The organism is Actinoplanes sp. NPDC049265 (genome assembly GCF_043197135.1).
In the GTDB taxonomy this organism is placed as follows: domain Bacteria; phylum Actinomycetota; class Actinomycetes; order Mycobacteriales; family Micromonosporaceae; genus Actinoplanes.
Genome location: NZ_JBICSP010000001.1, coordinates 983,132 through 1,000,326, shown reverse-complemented (window position 1 = coordinate 1,000,326; position 17,195 = coordinate 983,132). Strand labels below are relative to the sequence as shown.

General features: G+C 70.9%; 13 protein-coding genes. 7 read left to right on the top strand and 6 right to left on the bottom strand.

The features are described 5' to 3' along the window. Positions 1-30 precede the first annotated feature (30 nt). The 3 genes from ACGFIO_RS04850 (at position 31) to ACGFIO_RS04840 (ending at position 2,782) form a co-directional block, all read left to right on the top strand. Positions 31-783 carry an alpha/beta fold hydrolase gene (locus tag ACGFIO_RS04850; protein ID WP_392822088.1) on the top strand — a complete coding sequence of 251 codons (753 nt, stop codon included), beginning with the start codon at positions 31-33 and terminating at the stop codon, positions 781-783. Beyond that, positions 780-1,652 carry an oxidoreductase gene (locus ACGFIO_RS04845; protein ID WP_392822086.1) on the top strand — a complete coding sequence of 291 codons (873 nt, stop codon included), beginning with the start codon at positions 780-782 and terminating at the stop codon, positions 1,650-1,652. The genes ACGFIO_RS04850 and ACGFIO_RS04845 overlap by 4 nt, the downstream gene beginning before the upstream one ends. A 269-nt stretch (positions 1,653-1,921) precedes the next feature. After that, a complete protein-coding gene (locus tag ACGFIO_RS04840; protein WP_392822084.1) occupies positions 1,922-2,782 on the top strand; it encodes a hypothetical protein in 861 nt (286 codons plus the stop codon). 69 nt (positions 2,783-2,851) lie between these two features. On the opposite strand, the gene ACGFIO_RS04835 is transcribed toward ACGFIO_RS04840, so the two are convergent. The 4 genes from ACGFIO_RS04835 to ACGFIO_RS04820 all read right to left on the bottom strand — a co-directional run bounded on the left by ACGFIO_RS04835 (position 2,852) and on the right by ACGFIO_RS04820 (position 9,865). Further along, complete coding sequence (locus ACGFIO_RS04835; RefSeq protein ID WP_392822082.1) at positions 2,852-4,192, bottom strand: discoidin domain-containing protein; 1,341 nt, start codon at positions 4,190-4,192, stop codon at positions 2,852-2,854. A gap of 162 nt (positions 4,193-4,354) precedes the next feature. Further along, entirely contained in the window at positions 4,355-5,437 is a 1,083-nt protein-coding gene (locus ACGFIO_RS04830) for a winged helix DNA-binding domain-containing protein (protein ID WP_392822080.1), read from the bottom strand. Then, positions 5,427-7,058 carry a glucose-6-phosphate isomerase gene (gene pgi / locus ACGFIO_RS04825; RefSeq protein WP_392822077.1) on the bottom strand — a complete coding sequence of 544 codons (1,632 nt, stop codon included), beginning with the start codon at positions 7,056-7,058 and terminating at the stop codon, positions 5,427-5,429. The genes ACGFIO_RS04830 and pgi overlap by 11 nt, the downstream gene beginning before the upstream one ends. Positions 7,059-7,192: 134 nt before the next feature. Continuing rightward, positions 7,193-9,865: a putative bifunctional diguanylate cyclase/phosphodiesterase gene (locus tag ACGFIO_RS04820; RefSeq protein ID WP_392822075.1), complete on the bottom strand. Its 2,673-nt coding sequence runs from the start codon at positions 9,863-9,865 to the stop codon at positions 7,193-7,195. Between the two features lie 250 nt (positions 9,866-10,115). On the opposite strand from ACGFIO_RS04820, the gene ACGFIO_RS04815 reads away from it, so the two are divergent. Beyond that, positions 10,116-10,694, top strand: coding sequence for a TetR/AcrR family transcriptional regulator (locus tag ACGFIO_RS04815; protein ID WP_392822073.1), 579 nt, complete (start codon positions 10,116-10,118; stop codon positions 10,692-10,694). Positions 10,695-10,709: 15 nt separating this feature from the next. Here the strand turns inward: ACGFIO_RS04815 and ACGFIO_RS04810 are convergent, their stop codons facing one another. After that, positions 10,710-12,296: a DNRLRE domain-containing protein gene (locus ACGFIO_RS04810; protein ID WP_392822072.1), complete on the bottom strand. Its 1,587-nt coding sequence runs from the start codon at positions 12,294-12,296 to the stop codon at positions 10,710-10,712. 161 nt (positions 12,297-12,457) lie between these two features. Between ACGFIO_RS04810 and ACGFIO_RS04805 the strand changes: the two genes are divergently transcribed. Then, a complete protein-coding gene (locus ACGFIO_RS04805) occupies positions 12,458-13,654 on the top strand; it encodes a dipeptidase (RefSeq protein WP_392822069.1) in 1,197 nt (398 codons plus the stop codon). Here the strand turns inward: ACGFIO_RS04805 and ACGFIO_RS04800 are convergent. Further along, the gene (locus ACGFIO_RS04800; RefSeq protein WP_392822067.1) at positions 13,641-15,596 is read right to left on the bottom strand and encodes a peptidase M6 immune inhibitor A; all 1,956 of its coding nucleotides are present in this window, start codon (positions 15,594-15,596) and stop codon (positions 13,641-13,643) included. The genes ACGFIO_RS04805 and ACGFIO_RS04800 overlap by 14 nt on opposite strands. A 92-nt stretch (positions 15,597-15,688) precedes the next feature. On the opposite strand from ACGFIO_RS04800, the gene ACGFIO_RS04795 reads away from it, so the two are divergent. Together ACGFIO_RS04795 and ACGFIO_RS04790 are read left to right on the top strand one after the other, a co-directional pair. Next, the gene (locus ACGFIO_RS04795; RefSeq protein ID WP_392822064.1) at positions 15,689-16,444 is read left to right on the top strand and encodes an ABC transporter ATP-binding protein; all 756 of its coding nucleotides are present in this window, start codon (positions 15,689-15,691) and stop codon (positions 16,442-16,444) included. Next, positions 16,441-17,193, top strand: coding sequence for an ABC transporter permease (locus ACGFIO_RS04790; RefSeq protein WP_392822063.1), 753 nt, complete (start codon positions 16,441-16,443; stop codon positions 17,191-17,193). Before ACGFIO_RS04795 ends, ACGFIO_RS04790 begins: the two co-directional genes overlap by 4 nt. The last annotated feature ends 2 nt before the right edge of the window (positions 17,194-17,195 follow it).

Sequence of the window (17,195 nt, the reverse complement as noted above, 5' to 3'; positions counted from 1 at the left end):
CGGCACCGACCCGTTGCTGTCATTGCCGGTATGACCATTGTCTTCGTCCACGGCGTCCCGGTGACCTCCGCGGTCTGGGCGCCCCTGATCGGCGAGCTGCCCGCGTCCCTGAGGCCGGAGGTGGTCCGGCTCTCACCGCCGGGCTTCGGCGCACCCCTCCCCGCCGGCTTCGGCGCCACCTTCCTCGGCTACCGGGACTGGCTCATCGGCGAGCTGGCCCGGCTGGACACCCCGGCCGACCTGGTCGGGCACGACTTCGGCGGCGGGTACGTGCTGGAGGCCGCGATGGCCCGCCCCGACCTGGTGCGCAGCTGGGTCAGCGACACCATCGGCGGGTACGAGCCGGACTTCACCTGGCACGAGATCGCCAAGCTCTGGCAGACGCCGGGCGCCGGTGAACGCCACATCGAGGAGACCTTCGCGGGCGACGCGGCGCAACGCACGGCGCGGATGATCGCGTGGGGCATCCCGGCGCCGGCGGCCGGTGAGGTGGCCCTCGGGCAGGGCCCCGAGATGGGCCGGGCCATCCTGTCGCTGTACCGCTCGGTGCCCGAGAACACGCTGGCCGAACGGGGACGCGACCTGGCGGCGGCCGCGGCCCGGCCCGGTCTGGTCCCGGTCGCCACCGGCGATCTCACCGTCGGCAGCGTCGCCCTCCGCCACCGCGCCGCCCGCCGGGCCGGTGCCCACGCCGCCGACCTGGACGGGCTCGGCCACTGGTGGATGCTCGAGGACCCGGCCCGGGCCGCCCGCATGCTCACGGACTTCTGGGCCGGGCGATGACCATGCACATCCCGGATCAGACCGGCCGCACCGCCATCGTCACCGGCGGCAGCAGCGGCATCGGCAAGGCCACCGCGGCCGCCCTGGCCGCCAACGGCGCGCGGGTCATCCTCGCGGTACGCGACCAGGCCCGCGGCCGCGCGGCCGCCGCCGAGATCGGCCCCCACGCCGAGTCCCGCCCGCTCGACCTCGGGTCGCTGGACTCGGTACGCGACTTCGCCGCCGCGGTCGACGGCCCGATCGACTACCTGATCAACAACGCCGGCTTCATGACTGCCACCCGGCGGCTCACCACCGACGGCTTCGAGAGCCAGTTCGGCGTCAACCATCTCGGGCACTTCGCCCTCACCAACCGGCTGCTGGCCCGGATCACCGGGCGGGTCGTCACGGTGTCCTCCCGCAACCATCGCACGCCCATCGACTTCGACGACCTGCGGTGGGAACGGCAGCCCTACCGGCCGTTCGACGCCTACCGCCGGACGAAGCTGGCCAACCTGCTGTTCACCCGGGAACTCCAGCGCCGCCTGACCGCCGCCGGTTCACCGGTCCTGGCCACGGCCGCGGATCCGGGCTGGGCCGCCACCGGATTCACCATGACCACCGGCCGGCCGGTCCTCGACCGCGCCCTCGCGGCCGGAACGCGGCTGCTGGCCCAGAGCGCGGAGGACGGAGCCCGGCCGACCCTGCTGGCCACCCTGGGCGACGTGCCCGGCGCCAGCTTCTCGGGTCCCGGCCGGTTCGGCGTACGCGGACCGGCGACTCTCGAGAAGCCGTCCCGCGACGCGCTCGACGACGATGCCGCGAAACGGCTCTGGGAGGTGTCCGAGGCCCTCACCCACACCACGTTTTCCCTAGACTCCGCGGGATGATCGTGCCGATGGGCGGCATCGCGACGTCACGGCGCTCGCGGATCTGCGGGAGGTCACGACCGAGGCACGAGCGGCCTTCCCGGCCGGGCCGAGGCGCGTGCTCGTGGTCTGCTGCACGTGACGGTCCGTTCCGGCCGCCGCGCGGTCGACTTCTACCTGCGCAACGGCTTCGGCGACCACCGGCAGATCCTGCTCCGGGAGCCTGGCCCCGACGTTTAGGACATAGGCGTACGGGAATGCTCTGAGTTCGTCCTCCACCTGGAGTGATCATGAGCGTTTCCAGCGAATCCAGCAACGTCCCCCGCCGGGGAGCGGCGGCTACCCCGGCCGGCGGCGACGACACCAGCGCCGCCGCGGTGCCCGCCGACCGCACCGCCAACGACCGCACCGCGACAGACCGAAGCGCCACCGATCGCCTCGCGACCGACCACCCGGTGGCCGACCGCACCGCCTCCGACCACCCGGTGGCCGACCGCGCCGCGACCGACCGTGCCGGGCACGGCCGCCACACGCTCGATACCGACCGGACCGATCGGCCGGCCGACGCTGATCGGGTCGCGCCGGTCGACCGGGCCTCCGTCGTGGCGCGGGAGAAGGAACGGTACGGCGGCATCAAGTGGGGTTCCGCGTTCTTCGGGTGGCTGACCGCCACCGGCACCGCGGTCATCCTCACCGCCCTGCTGCTCGCCGCCGGCGCCGCCGTCGGGGTGGCCACCCGCACCAACCTGACCGAGGCGCGGACCGAGGTCGGTCAGAACGCCGGCGAGCTCGGTGTCGCCGGCGGCCTGACGCTGCTGATCGTGCTGCTGATCTCGTACTACTGCGGCGGCTACGTGGCCGGGCGGATGGCCCGGTTCAACGGTGCCCGGCAGGGCGTGGCCGTGTGGATCTGGGCCATCGTGATCGCGGTTCTGGTGGCGGTGGCCGTGGCCGTGCTCGGCGACCAGTACGACGTGCTGGACCGGGTCGGCGGCTTCCCCCGCCTGCCGGTCGGCGGTGACGATGCCACCGCCGGGAGCGTCGTCGCGCTGGTCATCGGCCTGATCGCGGCGCTCGTCGGCGCCATCCTGGGCGGGCTGGCCGGGATGCGCTTCCACCGCAAGGTCGACCGGGCCGGGCTCGAGCGCTGACCGGCTCGCGTCCAGAACACGGAACAGCCCGGCCCACACAGTGCCGGGCTGTTCCGTGACCACGCCGGGTCAGCCGTAGACCTCGAACTCGTAGATGCGGGCGGCGCCGTTGCCGGACTGCTCGGCGGTCACGATGTCGAGCCGGACGTAGCGGCCCGTCGCGGCATTGATGTGGCTGGTCACGTCGGCGGTGCTGCCGCGGGCCTGCACCACCGTCGTCCAGGTGGTGCCGTCGGCCGAGACCTTGATGTCGTAGTCGCGGGTGTTCCAGGCGGCGGACTCGCCACCGGCGCCGGCGTGCCGGACCACGAAGCCGGTCAGGGATCGGCTCGAGCCCAGGTCGATCTGGAGCTGCCTGGTCGCGGCGAGCGTGCAGAACTTGTCGGCGTTGCCGCCGGACACGCTGCCGTTGACGGCTTTCGCGGGGGTCTCGGTGGAACCACACGGCGCCGAGCCGGTGGCCGTGCGGTTCAGCGCCACGTTGGTGCCGGACGGCAGCGGCACCGAGCCCGAGCTGGTGCCGTTGTTGACCGCGGCCGCGTACTGGGCCGGGGTGCCCTGTGCGGAACAGGCCTGCATGTCGTCGTAGAGCCACATGAAGCCGCCCCGGATGCCGGCCGAGGTGACCCAGCCGCGCATCCGGCTCTCGACCGTGGCGGGGCTGTCGCCGCTCGCGCAGCCGCCGCCGTGCCGGCTCCACAGGCCGGGGTCGACCGGCAGGCCCAGCTGCTGGGTCCAGGTGGCCGGGTCGTTGCCGGCCCCGCCCGCGTACGCCTGCAGGTAGACGCGGTCGACGGCCGCACCGAGGTTGGTCTTGAGGCTGCGCCAGAAGGCCATGTTGGTGTACGGGACGAAGGTGAACTTGAATCCCTGCCCGATGACCATGTTGGCGAAGGCGGTCGTCGTGGTCAGGTCGTACTGCTGCTCGTCGTCGTCGTTGATGGCGTCGGCGCCGGTGATCGTGCGCAGCACCTGGAAGTTGCGGTAGAGCACGCTGCCCGACCCGGTGCCGTCCCGTTCGATCAGGGTCTTGATCGCACCCCAGTCGTTGGGGCCGGCCGACCCGACCGAGACCTCGATGCGGTTGACCGACGTGGGCGCCTGTTTCAGGGTGGCGAGCCGGGACGCCCAGGCCGGGTCGCCGACGTACTGGCCGTTGGCGATGATCCGGATGTCGTTGAGCCACAGGTCTCCGGTGTCGGCCCGGACGTGGATGGCCCACAGGACGACGGTGGTGAAGCCGGAGGACCGCAGGTTGTCCATGACCGCCTGGCCGCCGCTGTAGAAGGGGCCGCCACCGTAGATCGCCGACCGTCCGGCGGCCAGTGCCGGTGCGGCCGAGGCTGGGGCGGGCGCACCCGCGATCACCAGCACCGCCGCCATGACCAGGAGAAACACACGCTTGAGCATCGCCCACCCCATCCTATTGATGGCTATCGATCCCCATCGTGGATGGCGCACGTGTCAACGGTCAAGGGGCGGTGATCAGGATCGCGGTGGCGTTGTCAGCGGTTGCCGGTCACGCTGCCGGCCGCCGCGGTCAGGGTCCGGCCGGGAAGGTGCCACGTGGCGTCAGGGCCATCGGACATCGAGGGTCAGCTCCTGGAAGTCGGCGTACGGCTGGAGAGCAGCGGCCACGTGTTTGCGGTCGCCGGCCTTGATGCGGTCGAGCGGCTGAACCTCGACCACGACGGACGAGGAGCGGAGGGTACGTTTCCACGTCGCCACGACCACGCCCGCCCGCACGACGGTGGCCTGGAAGACGCCGTTGCCGCCGGGGACGACCGCGTTCAGGTGATCGGGGTCGGACAGCATCAGCGAGCGGTCCTTGTAGCCCAGCATGTACTCATCGAAGCCGGGCAGCGCCAGCCAGTCGTCGACCACCGGCGGCGAGAAGTCACGCAACGCCGCGTCGACGGTCAGGCCGTCGGCGGTGGCCAGCGCGTCCCCGGCCGCGGCGACACCCGCGCGGCAGTCGCGGACGGTCAGGCCCGTCCACCGGGCCAGGTCGGCGACCGTGGCCGGACCGTGCGAGCGGAAGTACCGCAGCGCGATGATGCCCAGCGCCTCCGCGCGGTCCGGCGTGGCGGACGACGGCGCCCAGTCGGAGAGGAGCACGAACGTCTGCTCCTTGCCGACGTGCGGGGCGATGGCCGTCACGCCTTGCTGGCTGGCGTACCAGAGCATGTGGTAGCCCCGCTGACCGCTCACGTCGACGCCCGCCTCGGTGAGCGTGCGCAGACACTCGGCCCGCGTCATCCGGCCGCCACCGGCGAGCGCCTCGCCCAGGACGGCGACCCCGCGCTCGGCCGCGGCCTCGGACAGGCCGATGATCTCGCGGCGTTTGGCCACCCCGGCCAGCGCCCGCACCCCCATCAGGGCGAGCATCCACTGTGCGTCGGCCGACGGGACGAGGTGGACGGTGCCGCGCATCGGCCACGTGCGGACCACCGAACGGTCCTCCAGCGCGGCCGAGACCGCGACCGACGTCCAGCCGGGCAAGCGCGCACCCAGCGACCAGAGCGCGGACGCCATGTCCTGTGCCTGCATCGCTCCGAACCAGCGGACCACCCCGGCGACGTCGGTCGGACGTACACCGGGGTGGTCCCGGAGCAGCAGGCTGTGCAGGCGTAACGCTAGCGAATCAACGGCCACGCGCCGCACGATAGCGGGTGATCAGCGCGTTGGTGGAGCTGTCGCGGTCGGCCGCCGGCGTGGCGGAGTCGGTCAGCTTGGGCGCGAGCTGGTTGGCCATCACCTTGCCGAGCTCGACACCCCACTGGTCGAACGAGTTGATCTGCCAGACCGTCCCCTGGGTGAAGGTGATGTGCTCGTACAGGGCGATCAGCTGGCCGAGCACGCTGGGCGTGAGCTTGTCGGCGACGATCGTGGTGGTCGGGTGGTTGCCCGCCATCACCCGGTGCGGGGCGACGGCCGGGTCCGTGCCCTCGGCCTGCACCTGCTCCAGCGTGCGGCCGAAGGCCAGCGCCGCGGTCTGGGCGAAGAAGTTGGACATGAACAGGTCGTGCATGCCGCCGATGTCGTGGTTGGGCTGGCTGAATCCGATGAAATCGGCCGGGATCAGCTTGGTGCCCTGGTGGATCAGCTGGTAGAAGGCGTGCTGACCGTTGGTGCCGGGCTCGCCCCAGAAGACCTCGCCGGTCTGGAAGCTGGCCGGCGAGCCGTCGAGCCGGACCGACTTGCCGTTGCTCTCCATGGTGAGCTGCTGCAGGTAGGCGGCGAAGCGGTGCAGATATTGCGAGTACGGCAGGATCGCGTGCGACTGGGCGCCGAGGAACGTGTCGTACCAGACGTTGAGCAGGCCGAGCAGCGCCGGCACGTTGCGCTCGATCGGCTCGCTCTTGAAGTGCTCGTCGACGGCGTGGTAGCCGCCGAGCAGGTCGGCGAACTGCTCGCGGCCGATGGAGATCATCACCGACAGGCCGACCGCCGAGGGCAGCGAGTATCGGCCGCCGACCCAGTCCCAGAAGCCGAACATGTTGGCCGTGTCGATGCCGAACGCGGACACCTTGTCGGCGTTGGTGCTGACCGCGACGAAGTGCTTGGCCACCGACGACTGGTCGCCGCCGAGCTGGCCGAGCAGCCAGTTGCGGGCCTCGGTGGCGTTGGTCAGCGTCTCCTGCGTGCCGAAGGTCTTGGACACGATCACGAACAGGGTGGTGGCCGGGTCGAGGTCGTGGGTCTTGGCGTAGAGGTCGGTGGGGTCGATGTTCGACACGAACCGGCACTCGATCTCGGGCGTGGCGTAGGCCCGCAACGCTTCGTAGGCCATCACGGGCCCGAGGTCGGAACCGCCGATGCCGATGTTGACCACGGTGCGGATGCGCTGGCCGGTGGCACCGAGCCACTCGCCCGAGCGCACCTTGTCGCTGAAGTCACCCATCCGGTCGAGGACCTCGTGCACCTCGGCCACCACATCCTGCCCGTCGACCACCAGCGTGGCGTCACGCGGCAGGCGCAGAGCGGTATGCAGCACGGCGCGGTCCTCGGTGACGTTGATGTGCTCGCCGGCGAACATAGCGGCGGTCCGTTCGCGCAGCTGGGCCTTCTCGCCCAGCGCGACCAGGGCGGTGAGCACCTCGTCGGTGATTAGGTTCTTGCTGTAGTCCACATACAGATCGGCGACCTGGCCGGTGAGCTTTTCACCGCGCGCCGGATCGCTGTCGAACAGCTCACGCAGGTGCACCGCGGAGAATTTTTCCGCGAGGGCCTGGACTGCGTGCCACTCGGCGCTGTCGGAAACGTGATCGCTCATTGTGCTTTGACACTCCCGCGTTGGAACCCGGACTCTCGCGCCCATCGTGGCACGAATCCGAGCGGGCCGCCCTCAGGACCTGTCTCAAATTCCGTCGCGGTTGATGCGCCCGGGGACTTGATTCGAGACGGGTCCTAGCTGTGGATAACGGCGGGTATCCCGGCAGCCAAGATTTCCCCGGCGGCCGGGGCCGGTAGCGGACGGGACAGGTAGTACCCCTGTGCGAAGTCACACTGCATCTCGCAGAGCGAAGACAGCTGCACGGCGTTCTCGATGCCCTCGGCCACCGTCTGCATGCCGAGGCTCTGGCCCAGCCGCACGATGGTCCGCACCAGGGCGACATCCTCGTCATCGCCGCCCAGCCGGTCGACGAACGAACGGTCGATCTTGAGGACGTCCATCGGGAACCGCCGCAGGTACGCCAGCGACGAGTACCCGGTGCCGAAGTCGTCCATCGCCAGGGTGACACCGAGCGCCTTGACCCGCTGCAGCTGGGCCAGGTTCTCGTCGGTCTCGGTCAGCACCACGCTCTCGGTCATCTCCAGGCACAGCTGGTCGGCCGGCAGCCCGGTCTCGGCCAGCACCCCGGCCACCAGTTCGGCCAGGTCGCAGTGGTCGAACTGGCGAACCGAGACGTTCACCGCCATCTTCAGCCGGCGGGTGGTACCCGCGCCCCAGGCCACCGCCTGGCGGCAGGCCTCGGCCATCACCCAGCGGCCGAGCGGCGCGATCAGGCCGGTGGCCTCGGCGATCCCGATGAATTCGAGCGGTGACACGATCCCCCGCTCGGGGTGCTGCCAGCGGACCAGCGCCTCGAAGCCGGTGATCTCGCCGGTGGCCAGCTCGACGGTCGGCTGGTAGTGCAGGGTGAGTTCGTCGCGTTCCAGGGCACGACGCAGGTCGGCCTCCAGCTGCAGGCGCTCGACGAGCTGGTCGTGCATGGCCGGGTCGTACACCGCGAACCCGCTGCCACCGGCCGCCTTGGCCTTGTACATGGCCAGGTCGGCGTTGCGTTGCAGCTGCGAGACGTCGCCCGCGTCGGCGGCCGAGGCGATCCCGACGCTGGCGCCGACGTGCAGGTCGCGCCCGCCGACCAGGAACGGCTCGGCCAGCGCGGCGATGATCCGCTCGGCCAGCGCCACGGCGTCGGCCGTCGCGGTCACCGAGTCGACCAGCACCGCGAACTCGTCGCCGCCGAACCGGGCCACGGTGTCGCCGTCGCGCACCGAGCCGCGCAGCCGGCCGGCCACCTGGACCAGCAGCTGGTCGCCGGCGGCGTGCCCGAGGCTGTCGTTGACCTCCTTGAAGCCGTCCAGGTCGAGGAAGAGGATGGCCACGTCGTCGACCGCGGCGTCCAGTTCCTCGCGGAACAGCGCGCGGCTGGCCAGCCCGGTCAGGGTGTCGTGGTACGCCTCGTGGACCAGCTGGTCCTGCAGTTCCTTGGCCTCGTGGATGTTGCGGGTGTTGAGCACCAGCCCATTGACCGTGGGGTCGTGCAGCAGGTTGGTGATGGTGACCTCGGCATGCCGCCGGCCGCCCTCGGCGTGCGGCAGCATCGTCTCGACCACCACGGTGGCCAGCGGCCGGTCCAGAACCACGGCGATCGCGGCTTCGAGCTGCGCCGCCGTACGCCGCCCGACGACCTCGGCGAGCCGGACGCCGAGGAGGGAGGCGGCGGTGAACCCGAAGATCCGTTCGACCGACTCGCTCTGGTACCGGATCGTGGTGTCCCGATCGATCACCGCCACCGAGTCGGAGCTCTGCTGCACCAGGGCCCGGAACCGGTTCTCCCGCGCCTGCAGTTCGGCGGTGCGCCTGGCCACGCGGTCCTCGAGGCGCTTCTGCAACGCCCGGTTCTCCAGCAACGTGAGGATCTGCCGACACACGATGAGCAGGATCAGCGCCGAACGGGTCCAGGTGACGAACGCGTCCGGCCCGGTCAGGGCGTACTCGACCACGCTGATCAGCAGGGCGACGACGACCGCGGCGTACGGGACGACCATCGCGAACGGCTGCTGGTCGGCCTGGTCGTCGCCGTGCTCGGCGGTGGCCGGCTGCGCGGGGCGGCGCGCGGCCAGCAGGATCAGCACGAACCCGCCCAGCCAGCCGAGATCGACAACCCCGCCGGTGCGGTACGAGTCGTCCAGGCTGAAGAAGGTGAACAGGCTGTCCGCCACCCCGAGGAGCGCGGCCGCCGCCCCGATCAGCGTGAACGGCACCCAGTCCTGGCCGCCGCGGCGCAGCATCGCCAGCATGTAGAGAACCACGGTGATCAGGACGATGTCGCTGACCGGGTAGGCCAGCAGCACGAACAGCTCGGCGCCGGGGTCGACGCCCGAGCGCAGCAGCGGGTGCAGCACGAAGATCCAGCTGATCAGCAGCAGCGACGCGGCGATCATCAGGCCGTCGACGATGCTGCGGAACCGGTTGGCGACGCTCTGCCGGGTGACCGGGACGAGCAGCAGCCCGGCCGCGGTCAGCGGGACCATGCCGAGGTAGAACAGGTCGGCCCAGGACGGGACCGGCACCGCGGCGCCGCGGATGGTCTCGCCGTACGTCCAGATCGCCTCGCCGCAGGCGTACGACAGCGATCCGAGGCTGATCCCGATCCAGGCCCACCGCATCCGCCCGGGCCGGGTGACCGCGTTGTGCAGGCACGCGAGCCCGGCCGCGGTGGCGGCGAGCACGGTGGCGACGTTCGAGAGGTCGCGGGTGAAGGTCTCCCCGCCCAGGCCCGAGATCAGGCAGACGGCGACGGCCGCGAAGAGGGCCAGGATCGACATGGTTGCGGTACGCCGGACCGTCATCCCACCCCTCCCCAAGCGCGCGCTCGACCTGCTCGTCATCACCCGAGATCGGGCATGACCGGGGTCACTTGAGGATTACCGGGCGAACAGGGGCGGCGACTCGCGCCCGAGCCGGCGCACTCCCGGGCACGTACGCCGGCGGAGACCGCCGCCGCGTCCGGGTGCGTCTCCGTCTACCATAGGAACCGGAGGACCCTCCGGTACGCCCGCCCTGCGAAGACTTGCCAGCTCTGTGAAGAAGGGAACACCGATGACCCGGCCGCTGCGGGCCGACGCGCGACGCAACCGCGACAAGGTGCTCGCGGCGGCCGTCCGGGCCTTCGCCACGGACGGTGCCGACGTGTCGCTGGAGGCGATCGCCAAGGCCGCCGGGGTCGGCATCGGCACCCTGTACCGACACTTCCCCACCCGCGACGCGCTGGTCGCGGCCGCGTACCAGCACGAGCTGGACCGCATCGTCGGCGCCGTGCCCGAATTGCTCGCGGCCGGCCCGCCGGACGCGGCCCTGCGCGCCTGGATGGACCGCTACGTCACCTACATGAGCACCAAGCGCGACCTCGGCGACGCGCTGCGGGCCCTGATCGCCTCGGGCGGCAATCCCTTCGCCCACAGCCGGGAACGCCTGGTTGGCGCGCTGGCCGAGCTGATCGGCGCGGGCGTGGCCGCGGGCACCATCCGCGACGACATGCCGCCACTGGACGTGCTGGTCGGCCTGGGCGGCATCACCGGCTCGGCCGACCCGGCCCAGGCGTCGCGCCTGCTCGACCTGCTGATGGACGGGCTCCGGCACGGCACGAGCCGCCCGGCAGGCCCGCCGGGCGGCTCGTGAGCTCGGTGCTGTTCCTTACTTGAGGTTGAGCTTCACGTTGAAGATCGGGTCCGCGGCCAGCTTCCGGAACGCCGCCAGCCCGGTCTTGGTGCTGGTGACGCTGATGTCGCGGTCACCCTCGTCGTCGTGCTCGGTGTCGAAGTGCACGATCGCCTTGATCTGCGGGCGCTTGGCCAGCTCGGGGCGGACGCTGTTGTACTGCGGCGCCTTGTCGGCCGGCTTGCCGATCCGGTGGTAGGCACCCCACTCGGCGACCATCAGCGGCTTGCCGGCGTGCTTGGTGGTCGCCCAGTCGTAGAAGCCCGGGCCGTTGTTGCCCTTGCGGTCCAGCAGATCGGCGAACATGCCGTAGTGGTAGTAGCCCTTCTCGGCCGAGACGTACGAGTCCAGGCCCATCCAGTCCACCACGTCGTCGCCCGGGTACAGGTCCTTCCACCAGGACTGCGACATCCACTTCTCGTTGCCCATGTAGGCCATGACGTTGATGGCGTTGGTGAGGCCCTTGCTGCGCAGGCGCAGGATGGTGTGCCGGTACATCGCCGCGAAGTCCTTGGCCTCGTAGCCCGAGCCGCCCTTGGCGACCACGTCGTTCTCCGGCTCGTGGTTCAGGGCCAGGAAGAACTTCTCGGGGTACGTCGCCTTCACGCGCGCCGCGAACGCGTCGATGCGCTTGTCCTGCTCGCCGGCCGCGACCTTGGCCCAGGTGGTGCCGTACGCGATCTTCCAGTTGAGCAGCAGCACGCGCGGCTTGTCGGCGTCGCGCGTCATGGCGATTTCCATCTTGGTCGGGAACGGCTCGTCACCCTTGTGGTACTGGTGGAAGATGGTGGCCGTGCGACCGGTGGTCTTCTCCCAGTCGATCAGGGCCTGGTCGCGCGGCGCGTCGGTGAACCCGCCGGCCGCCCCGCCCCACATCACGCCGCAGCTGGGCACCAGCTTGGCGTCGGTCTGGCAGTCCTTCGACGGCTTGGTCGGCACCGGCGTGGGCCCCGGGGCCGGGGTCGGGTCGACGGTCGGCTCCTGAGAAGGCTCCTCGGCCGGCTCGCCCGTGGTGATCGTCAGCTCCGGCGCGCCCGGGCCGCTCTCCGACGAGCGGAAGCGGGTCACGTCGGAAGTCGAGGACGACTGCACGGCCAGCGAGTAGGTGCCCGGGCCGGTGATCTCGGCGCCCAGGTCGAAGTTCATGTCGTCGCCCGCGGCGGTCGCCACGGCCAGGCCCAGCTTGGGCGCGCTGCCCGAGGTCAGGGTCTTCTCGGCCCAGTCGTTGGTCAGCACGCGGCTGACCGTGACCTTGCCGGTGACTCCGCCGACCGGGGTCAGCTCGAGGCGGGCGCCGGTGACGCTCGTGCCGGCCGGGACGACGAACTTCAGGTAGGAAACCTTCACGTCGTTGTCCAGCTTGCCGATCACCAGCTTGTCCTCGTCGCCGAAGCTGGTGTTCCTGCGGCCGCTCGAGGTGTAGGTGTCCTCGGCCGCACCGATCTTCAGGTCGTCACCGGTGGCGGCCCCCGCCACCGACGGAACGCCCAGCGCGACCCCGGCGCCGCCCACGACGGCAGCCAGGACGGACATCGACTTTCGAAGCTGGAACCGCAATTTCATATCCCCCCGCCTTGTCCGGCCGTGTGTTCGGCCGGGCATGCAGAAGAGATTCCGGTGCGGGCGGTGCACCGTAAGTGCCCGTGGCGGTGCCAGCCGGTTGCAGCCTCAAGGGGAGGTCGTGCGAAGCTGCGATCACACCGCAAAGACCGCGAGGAGTACGCATGAATCCACTGGTCCCCGACGTTCTACGGGCCGCACCGGTGATCGACGGGCACAACGACCTGCCGATGCAACTGCGGGCCCAGCGCTCATACTCGGTCGAAGGGCTGGACCAGGAACTGCCGGGCGTGCAGACCGACCTGCCCCGGCTGCGCGCGGGCGGGGTGGGCGCACAGTTCTGGTCCGTGTACGTGCCCTCCGTCCTGCCTGAGCCCGAGGCCGTGGTGGCGACCATGGAGCAGGTCGACGCGGTCTACCGGATGGTCGCGGCGTACCCGTCCGACCTGGCCATCGCGTGCACCGCGGGGGATGTGCGCCGGGCCTGGGCCGACGGGCGGATCGCCTCGCTGATCGGCATCGAGGGCGGGCACAGCCTGGCCACCTCGATGGGCGTGCTCCGCTCGTTCGCCCGCCTCGGCGTCCGGTACGTCACCCTGACCCACAACAACAACACATCCTGGGCCGACTCGGCCGCCGAGGAGCCGGCCGTGGGCGGGCTGACCGACGCCGGCCGGGCCATCGTCGGCGAGATGCAGCGGGTGGGCGTGCTGGCCGACCTGTCCCACGTCGCGCCGGTGACCATGCACGCCGCCCTCGACGTGGCCTTCGCGCCGGTCATCTTCAGCCACTCGTCGGCCCGCGCGCTCAACGACCACCGCCGCAACGTGCCCGACGACGTGCTGGCCCGGCTGCGCGACAACGGTGGTGTGGTGCAGGTGACGTTCGTGCCGATCTTCGTGTCGCAGGAGGTCATGGCCTGGTACGCGGCCCGGACCGAGGAGGCCGAACGGCTGGGCCTGCCGGCCGGCGAGGAAGCCTGGCCGGCCGCGCCCGCGCCCGGGACGAGGCCCGAGTTCGCCGGGCCGTCGCAGCCCCGGCCGCAACCCGAGCTGGCCGGCTGGCTGGCCGCCAACCCGCAGCCGAGGGCGACGATCGCGCAGGTCGCCGACCACATCGAGCACGCCCGCGACGTCGCCGGCGTCGACCACATCGGGCTGGGCGGCGACTACGACGGGACCGACGCGCTGCCGGAGGGGCTGGAGGACGTGACCGGCTACCCGCGGCTGCTGTCCGAGCTGGCCGACCGGGGCTGGAGCCGGGACGACCTGGAGAAGCTCACCGGCAACAACATGCTGCGGGTGTTGCAGGTGAGCGAGGACGTCGCGGAGGAGCCGCTCTGGCCGGCTAGGACACCGTGAGGGTGTATGGGGCGTACTGGGTCACCGTTTCGGTGGGTTCGTCGTACGCCACCACGGCCACGACCTTGTCGTAGTCGCGCACCTTCGCGTAGTCGGTCACCGGGACCTGCACGAACCGGGTCCCGGTGATCCCGATCAGCCTGACCTCCCAGTGGTGCACCGCGACCGGCCGGATCTGCGTGTATGAACGAAACAGTTTCGTTTCGCTCGCGATGCTCCGGGTGCCGACCAGGATGTCCTTGACGTACCAGCCGCCCTCGTTCACCGCACCGTCGCTGACGTAGCGGAAACCGAGAAGAACCCTCTTGCCCGCGTACGCCGACAGATCGTACGAATGCGCGACGAACGCGCCACCGGTGTCCCCCGTGACGCCCGGGCCCAGCGGGCCGGCCGTGGTGTTGTCGCCCTGCACGGCGGCATAGGTGCGGCCGCCGTCGGCCGAGACGGTCACGTACCCGAAGTCGTAGTCCTTCTCGGCGCCGTACCTGGTGCTGATCCGCAACCGCGGGTCGGCCGCCGGCACGTTGACCGCGATCACCGCCGTGGCGTCGGTCTTGCTCGCGTCGCCCGAGAAGAGCGCGCCGTCCTTGACCGTCCACGCCATCTTCCGCGGCGGCAGGGTCTTGGCGCCGGTGAAGGTGACGGCGTTGAGCGGCTTCCGGAGCTGGATGTAGTCGGCGCCGTTGGGGGCGGCGCCGGGCCGCTCGTACGCCGACGGGTTCCTGAGGTTGACCGTCGACCGCAGCGACACCGACGTGAACCTCGGGTCGCCGTCGCCGACCGGCTTGTCGACCAGGGTCATGATCTGGAAGTCGTGCAGCACGTCGTAGAACGGCACCGGCAGGGCCGCGGCGACGCCGGTGATGCCCTGGTTCTTCCCGTCGCGGTGGATGTGGGACAGCACCTCCGGGCCGAACCGGTCCTTCAGGTAGAGCATGAACTGGTAGGCGATGCCGTAGTCGGCCAGCACCTCGGCCGGCTTGCCCTCGTTCCACAGGTTGAGGGAGTTCTGCGGGCCGCCGCACTCGCGGGGTGTGGTGTTGTAGGCGGTCTTGACGTTGCCGAATCCCTGGAAACAGGTCAGGTGCGTGTCGGCGCCGCGCCGGTAGACGCCCCTGGTGGCATCGACGTAGCCGACCAGGCTCTGGGCGTAGTCGGAGAGTCCCTCGTTGACCCACAGTTCCTCGGCCGGGTCGGTGTAGCCCTGCAGCAGGTGCTGCCACTCGTGGGCGAAGGTGCCCTCGTACATGTGTGGCTTGGCCGGCCGGCTGGTGCACAGGTCGCCGGTGGCGTCGTCGGGCGGGCCGGCACCGGTGCGGTGCTTCCAGTCGTACGCGTCGATGGTCATGACGTTCCGGTCGACCAGGGCATTGAGCTGGCTGGAGAAGAAGCCCGCGATGTAGGTGTACGCGGTGGGGAAGTCGAGGTAGTTGTCGTCCCGGATGTTGTCGACCAGCGTGACGGTCTTCCCGCCGTCCCCGGTGAAGTCGCCGTCCAGCAGCGGATCGGTGCCGTCCCGGTCGCCCGGGACGCTGAACGCGCCCGTCTCGCGCGGGTAGATCACCGTGTCGAACTCGTGGACCAGGCCCGCGACCTGTTCGTCGGTGACCGCGACGGGATCCTTGCGGCAGTCCCCGGCCGGGAACGCCAGGTCCTCGGCGACCCAGACCTCGATGTGCTCGCCGACCGCCCGCAGCGTGTAGGTCTTCCGGTAGAAGCGGCCCTCCACGTCGTTGAGCCCCAGCCACTCCCGGCTGGCCCCGACCGCCTGGGTGCCGGCCCTCACCCGCGGGGCCGGCGCCTTCCGGCCCGATTCGGGGACGGCGTAGACCTTGCGCGAGGGCTCCCGCGTGTCGTCGGCGACGATGACGGCGCCCGGCCCGGCGGGCACGGCGAGCAGCGGCGCGACCAGCGACAGCACGATCCCAGCACCAACCGGCATGGCGTCACGCTACCCGGATATCTGCCGCGAATCAGTCATATGGTGCGGCGCCCCTTGACCTTGACGCAGCGTCAACCCGGCATGGTGGCGCCATGATTCAGGTACGGCAGCTGGAGAAGTCATTCCGGGACCTGCACGTGTTGCGCGGCGTGGACTTCGAGGTGGCGCGCGGAAGCGTCTTCGCGCTGCTCGGTTCGAACGGGGCCGGCAAGACCACGATCGTGCGGATCCTGTCCACGCTGGTGAAACCGGACGCGGGCACGGCCACGGTCAACGGCTTCGACGCTGTCCGGCAGGCCGCCGGCGTCCGGGAGTCGATCAGCCTGACCGGACAGTTCGCCGCGGTCGACGAGATCCTCACCGGACGGGAGAACCTGGCGCTGGTCGCCCGGTTGCGCCACCAGCCCCGACCCGGCCGGATCGCCGACGACCTGCTGGCCCGGTTCGGGCTGACCGAGGCGGCCGGGCGGCGGGTGTCGGCGTACTCCGGTGGCCTGCGCCGTCGCCTCGACCTCGCGATGAGCCTGATCGGGGACCCGCCGGTGATCCTCCTCGACGAGCCGACGACCGGGCTCGACCCGCGGGCCCGGGTCGAGGTCTGGCTGGCCGTCCGGGAGCTCGCCGGGCGCGGCACGACCGTGCTGCTGGCCACGCAGTACCTCGACGAGGCGGAACAGCTCGCCGACCGGATCGCGATCCTCCACCACGGGCGCCTCATCGCCGACGGCACCCTGGCCGAGCTCCGGAAGCTGCTGCCGCCGGCCCGGGTCGAGTACGTCGAGAAGCAGCCCACCCTCGAGGAGATCTTCCTCGCCGTCGTCGGCGACCAGCGGGAGGACATCCGATGATCACCGACACCGTCACCCTGCTCGGCCGCTCCCTGCGGCACATCGTCCGCAGCCCCGACACCGTCATCACCACCGCGGTCATGCCGATCGCCATCATGGTGCTGTTCGTCTACGTGCTCGGCGGCGCGATCGAGACCGGCACCGCCGCGTACGTGGACTATCTCCTGCCCGGCATCCTGCCGATCACCGTCGCGTCAGGCGTCTCGTACACCGCGTACCGGCTCTTCCTCGACCTGCGCGGCGGCATCTTCGAGCGGTTCCAGTCGATGCCGATCGCCCGCTCGGCCGTGCTGTGGGCGCACGTGCTGACCTCGCTCGTGGCCAACCTGATCTCGCTGGTCGTGGTCGTGCTGGTCGCGCTGTTGATGGGCTTCCGATCCGGAGCCGGGGTGCCGGCCTGGTGCGCCGTGACCGGCCTCATGCTGCTGTTCACCCTGGCGTTGACCTGGCTCGCGGTGATTCCCGGGCTGACGGCGAGGACGATCGACGGCGCCAACGCGTTCGCGTACCCGCTGATCGTCCTGCCGTTCGTCAGCTCGGCCTTCGTCCCGACCGGGACCATGCCCGGCCCGGTCCGCGTCTTCGCCGAGAACCAGCCGGTCACCGCCGTCGTCGACACCACCCGCGACCTGCTCGCCGGGCAGCCGGTCGGTGGCCGCCTGTGGATCGCCCTGGCCTGGTGCCTGGGCCTGCTCGGGATCGCCTACGCCCTGGCCCATGTCGTGCACCGCCGGCGTCGGGCAGGCTGAAC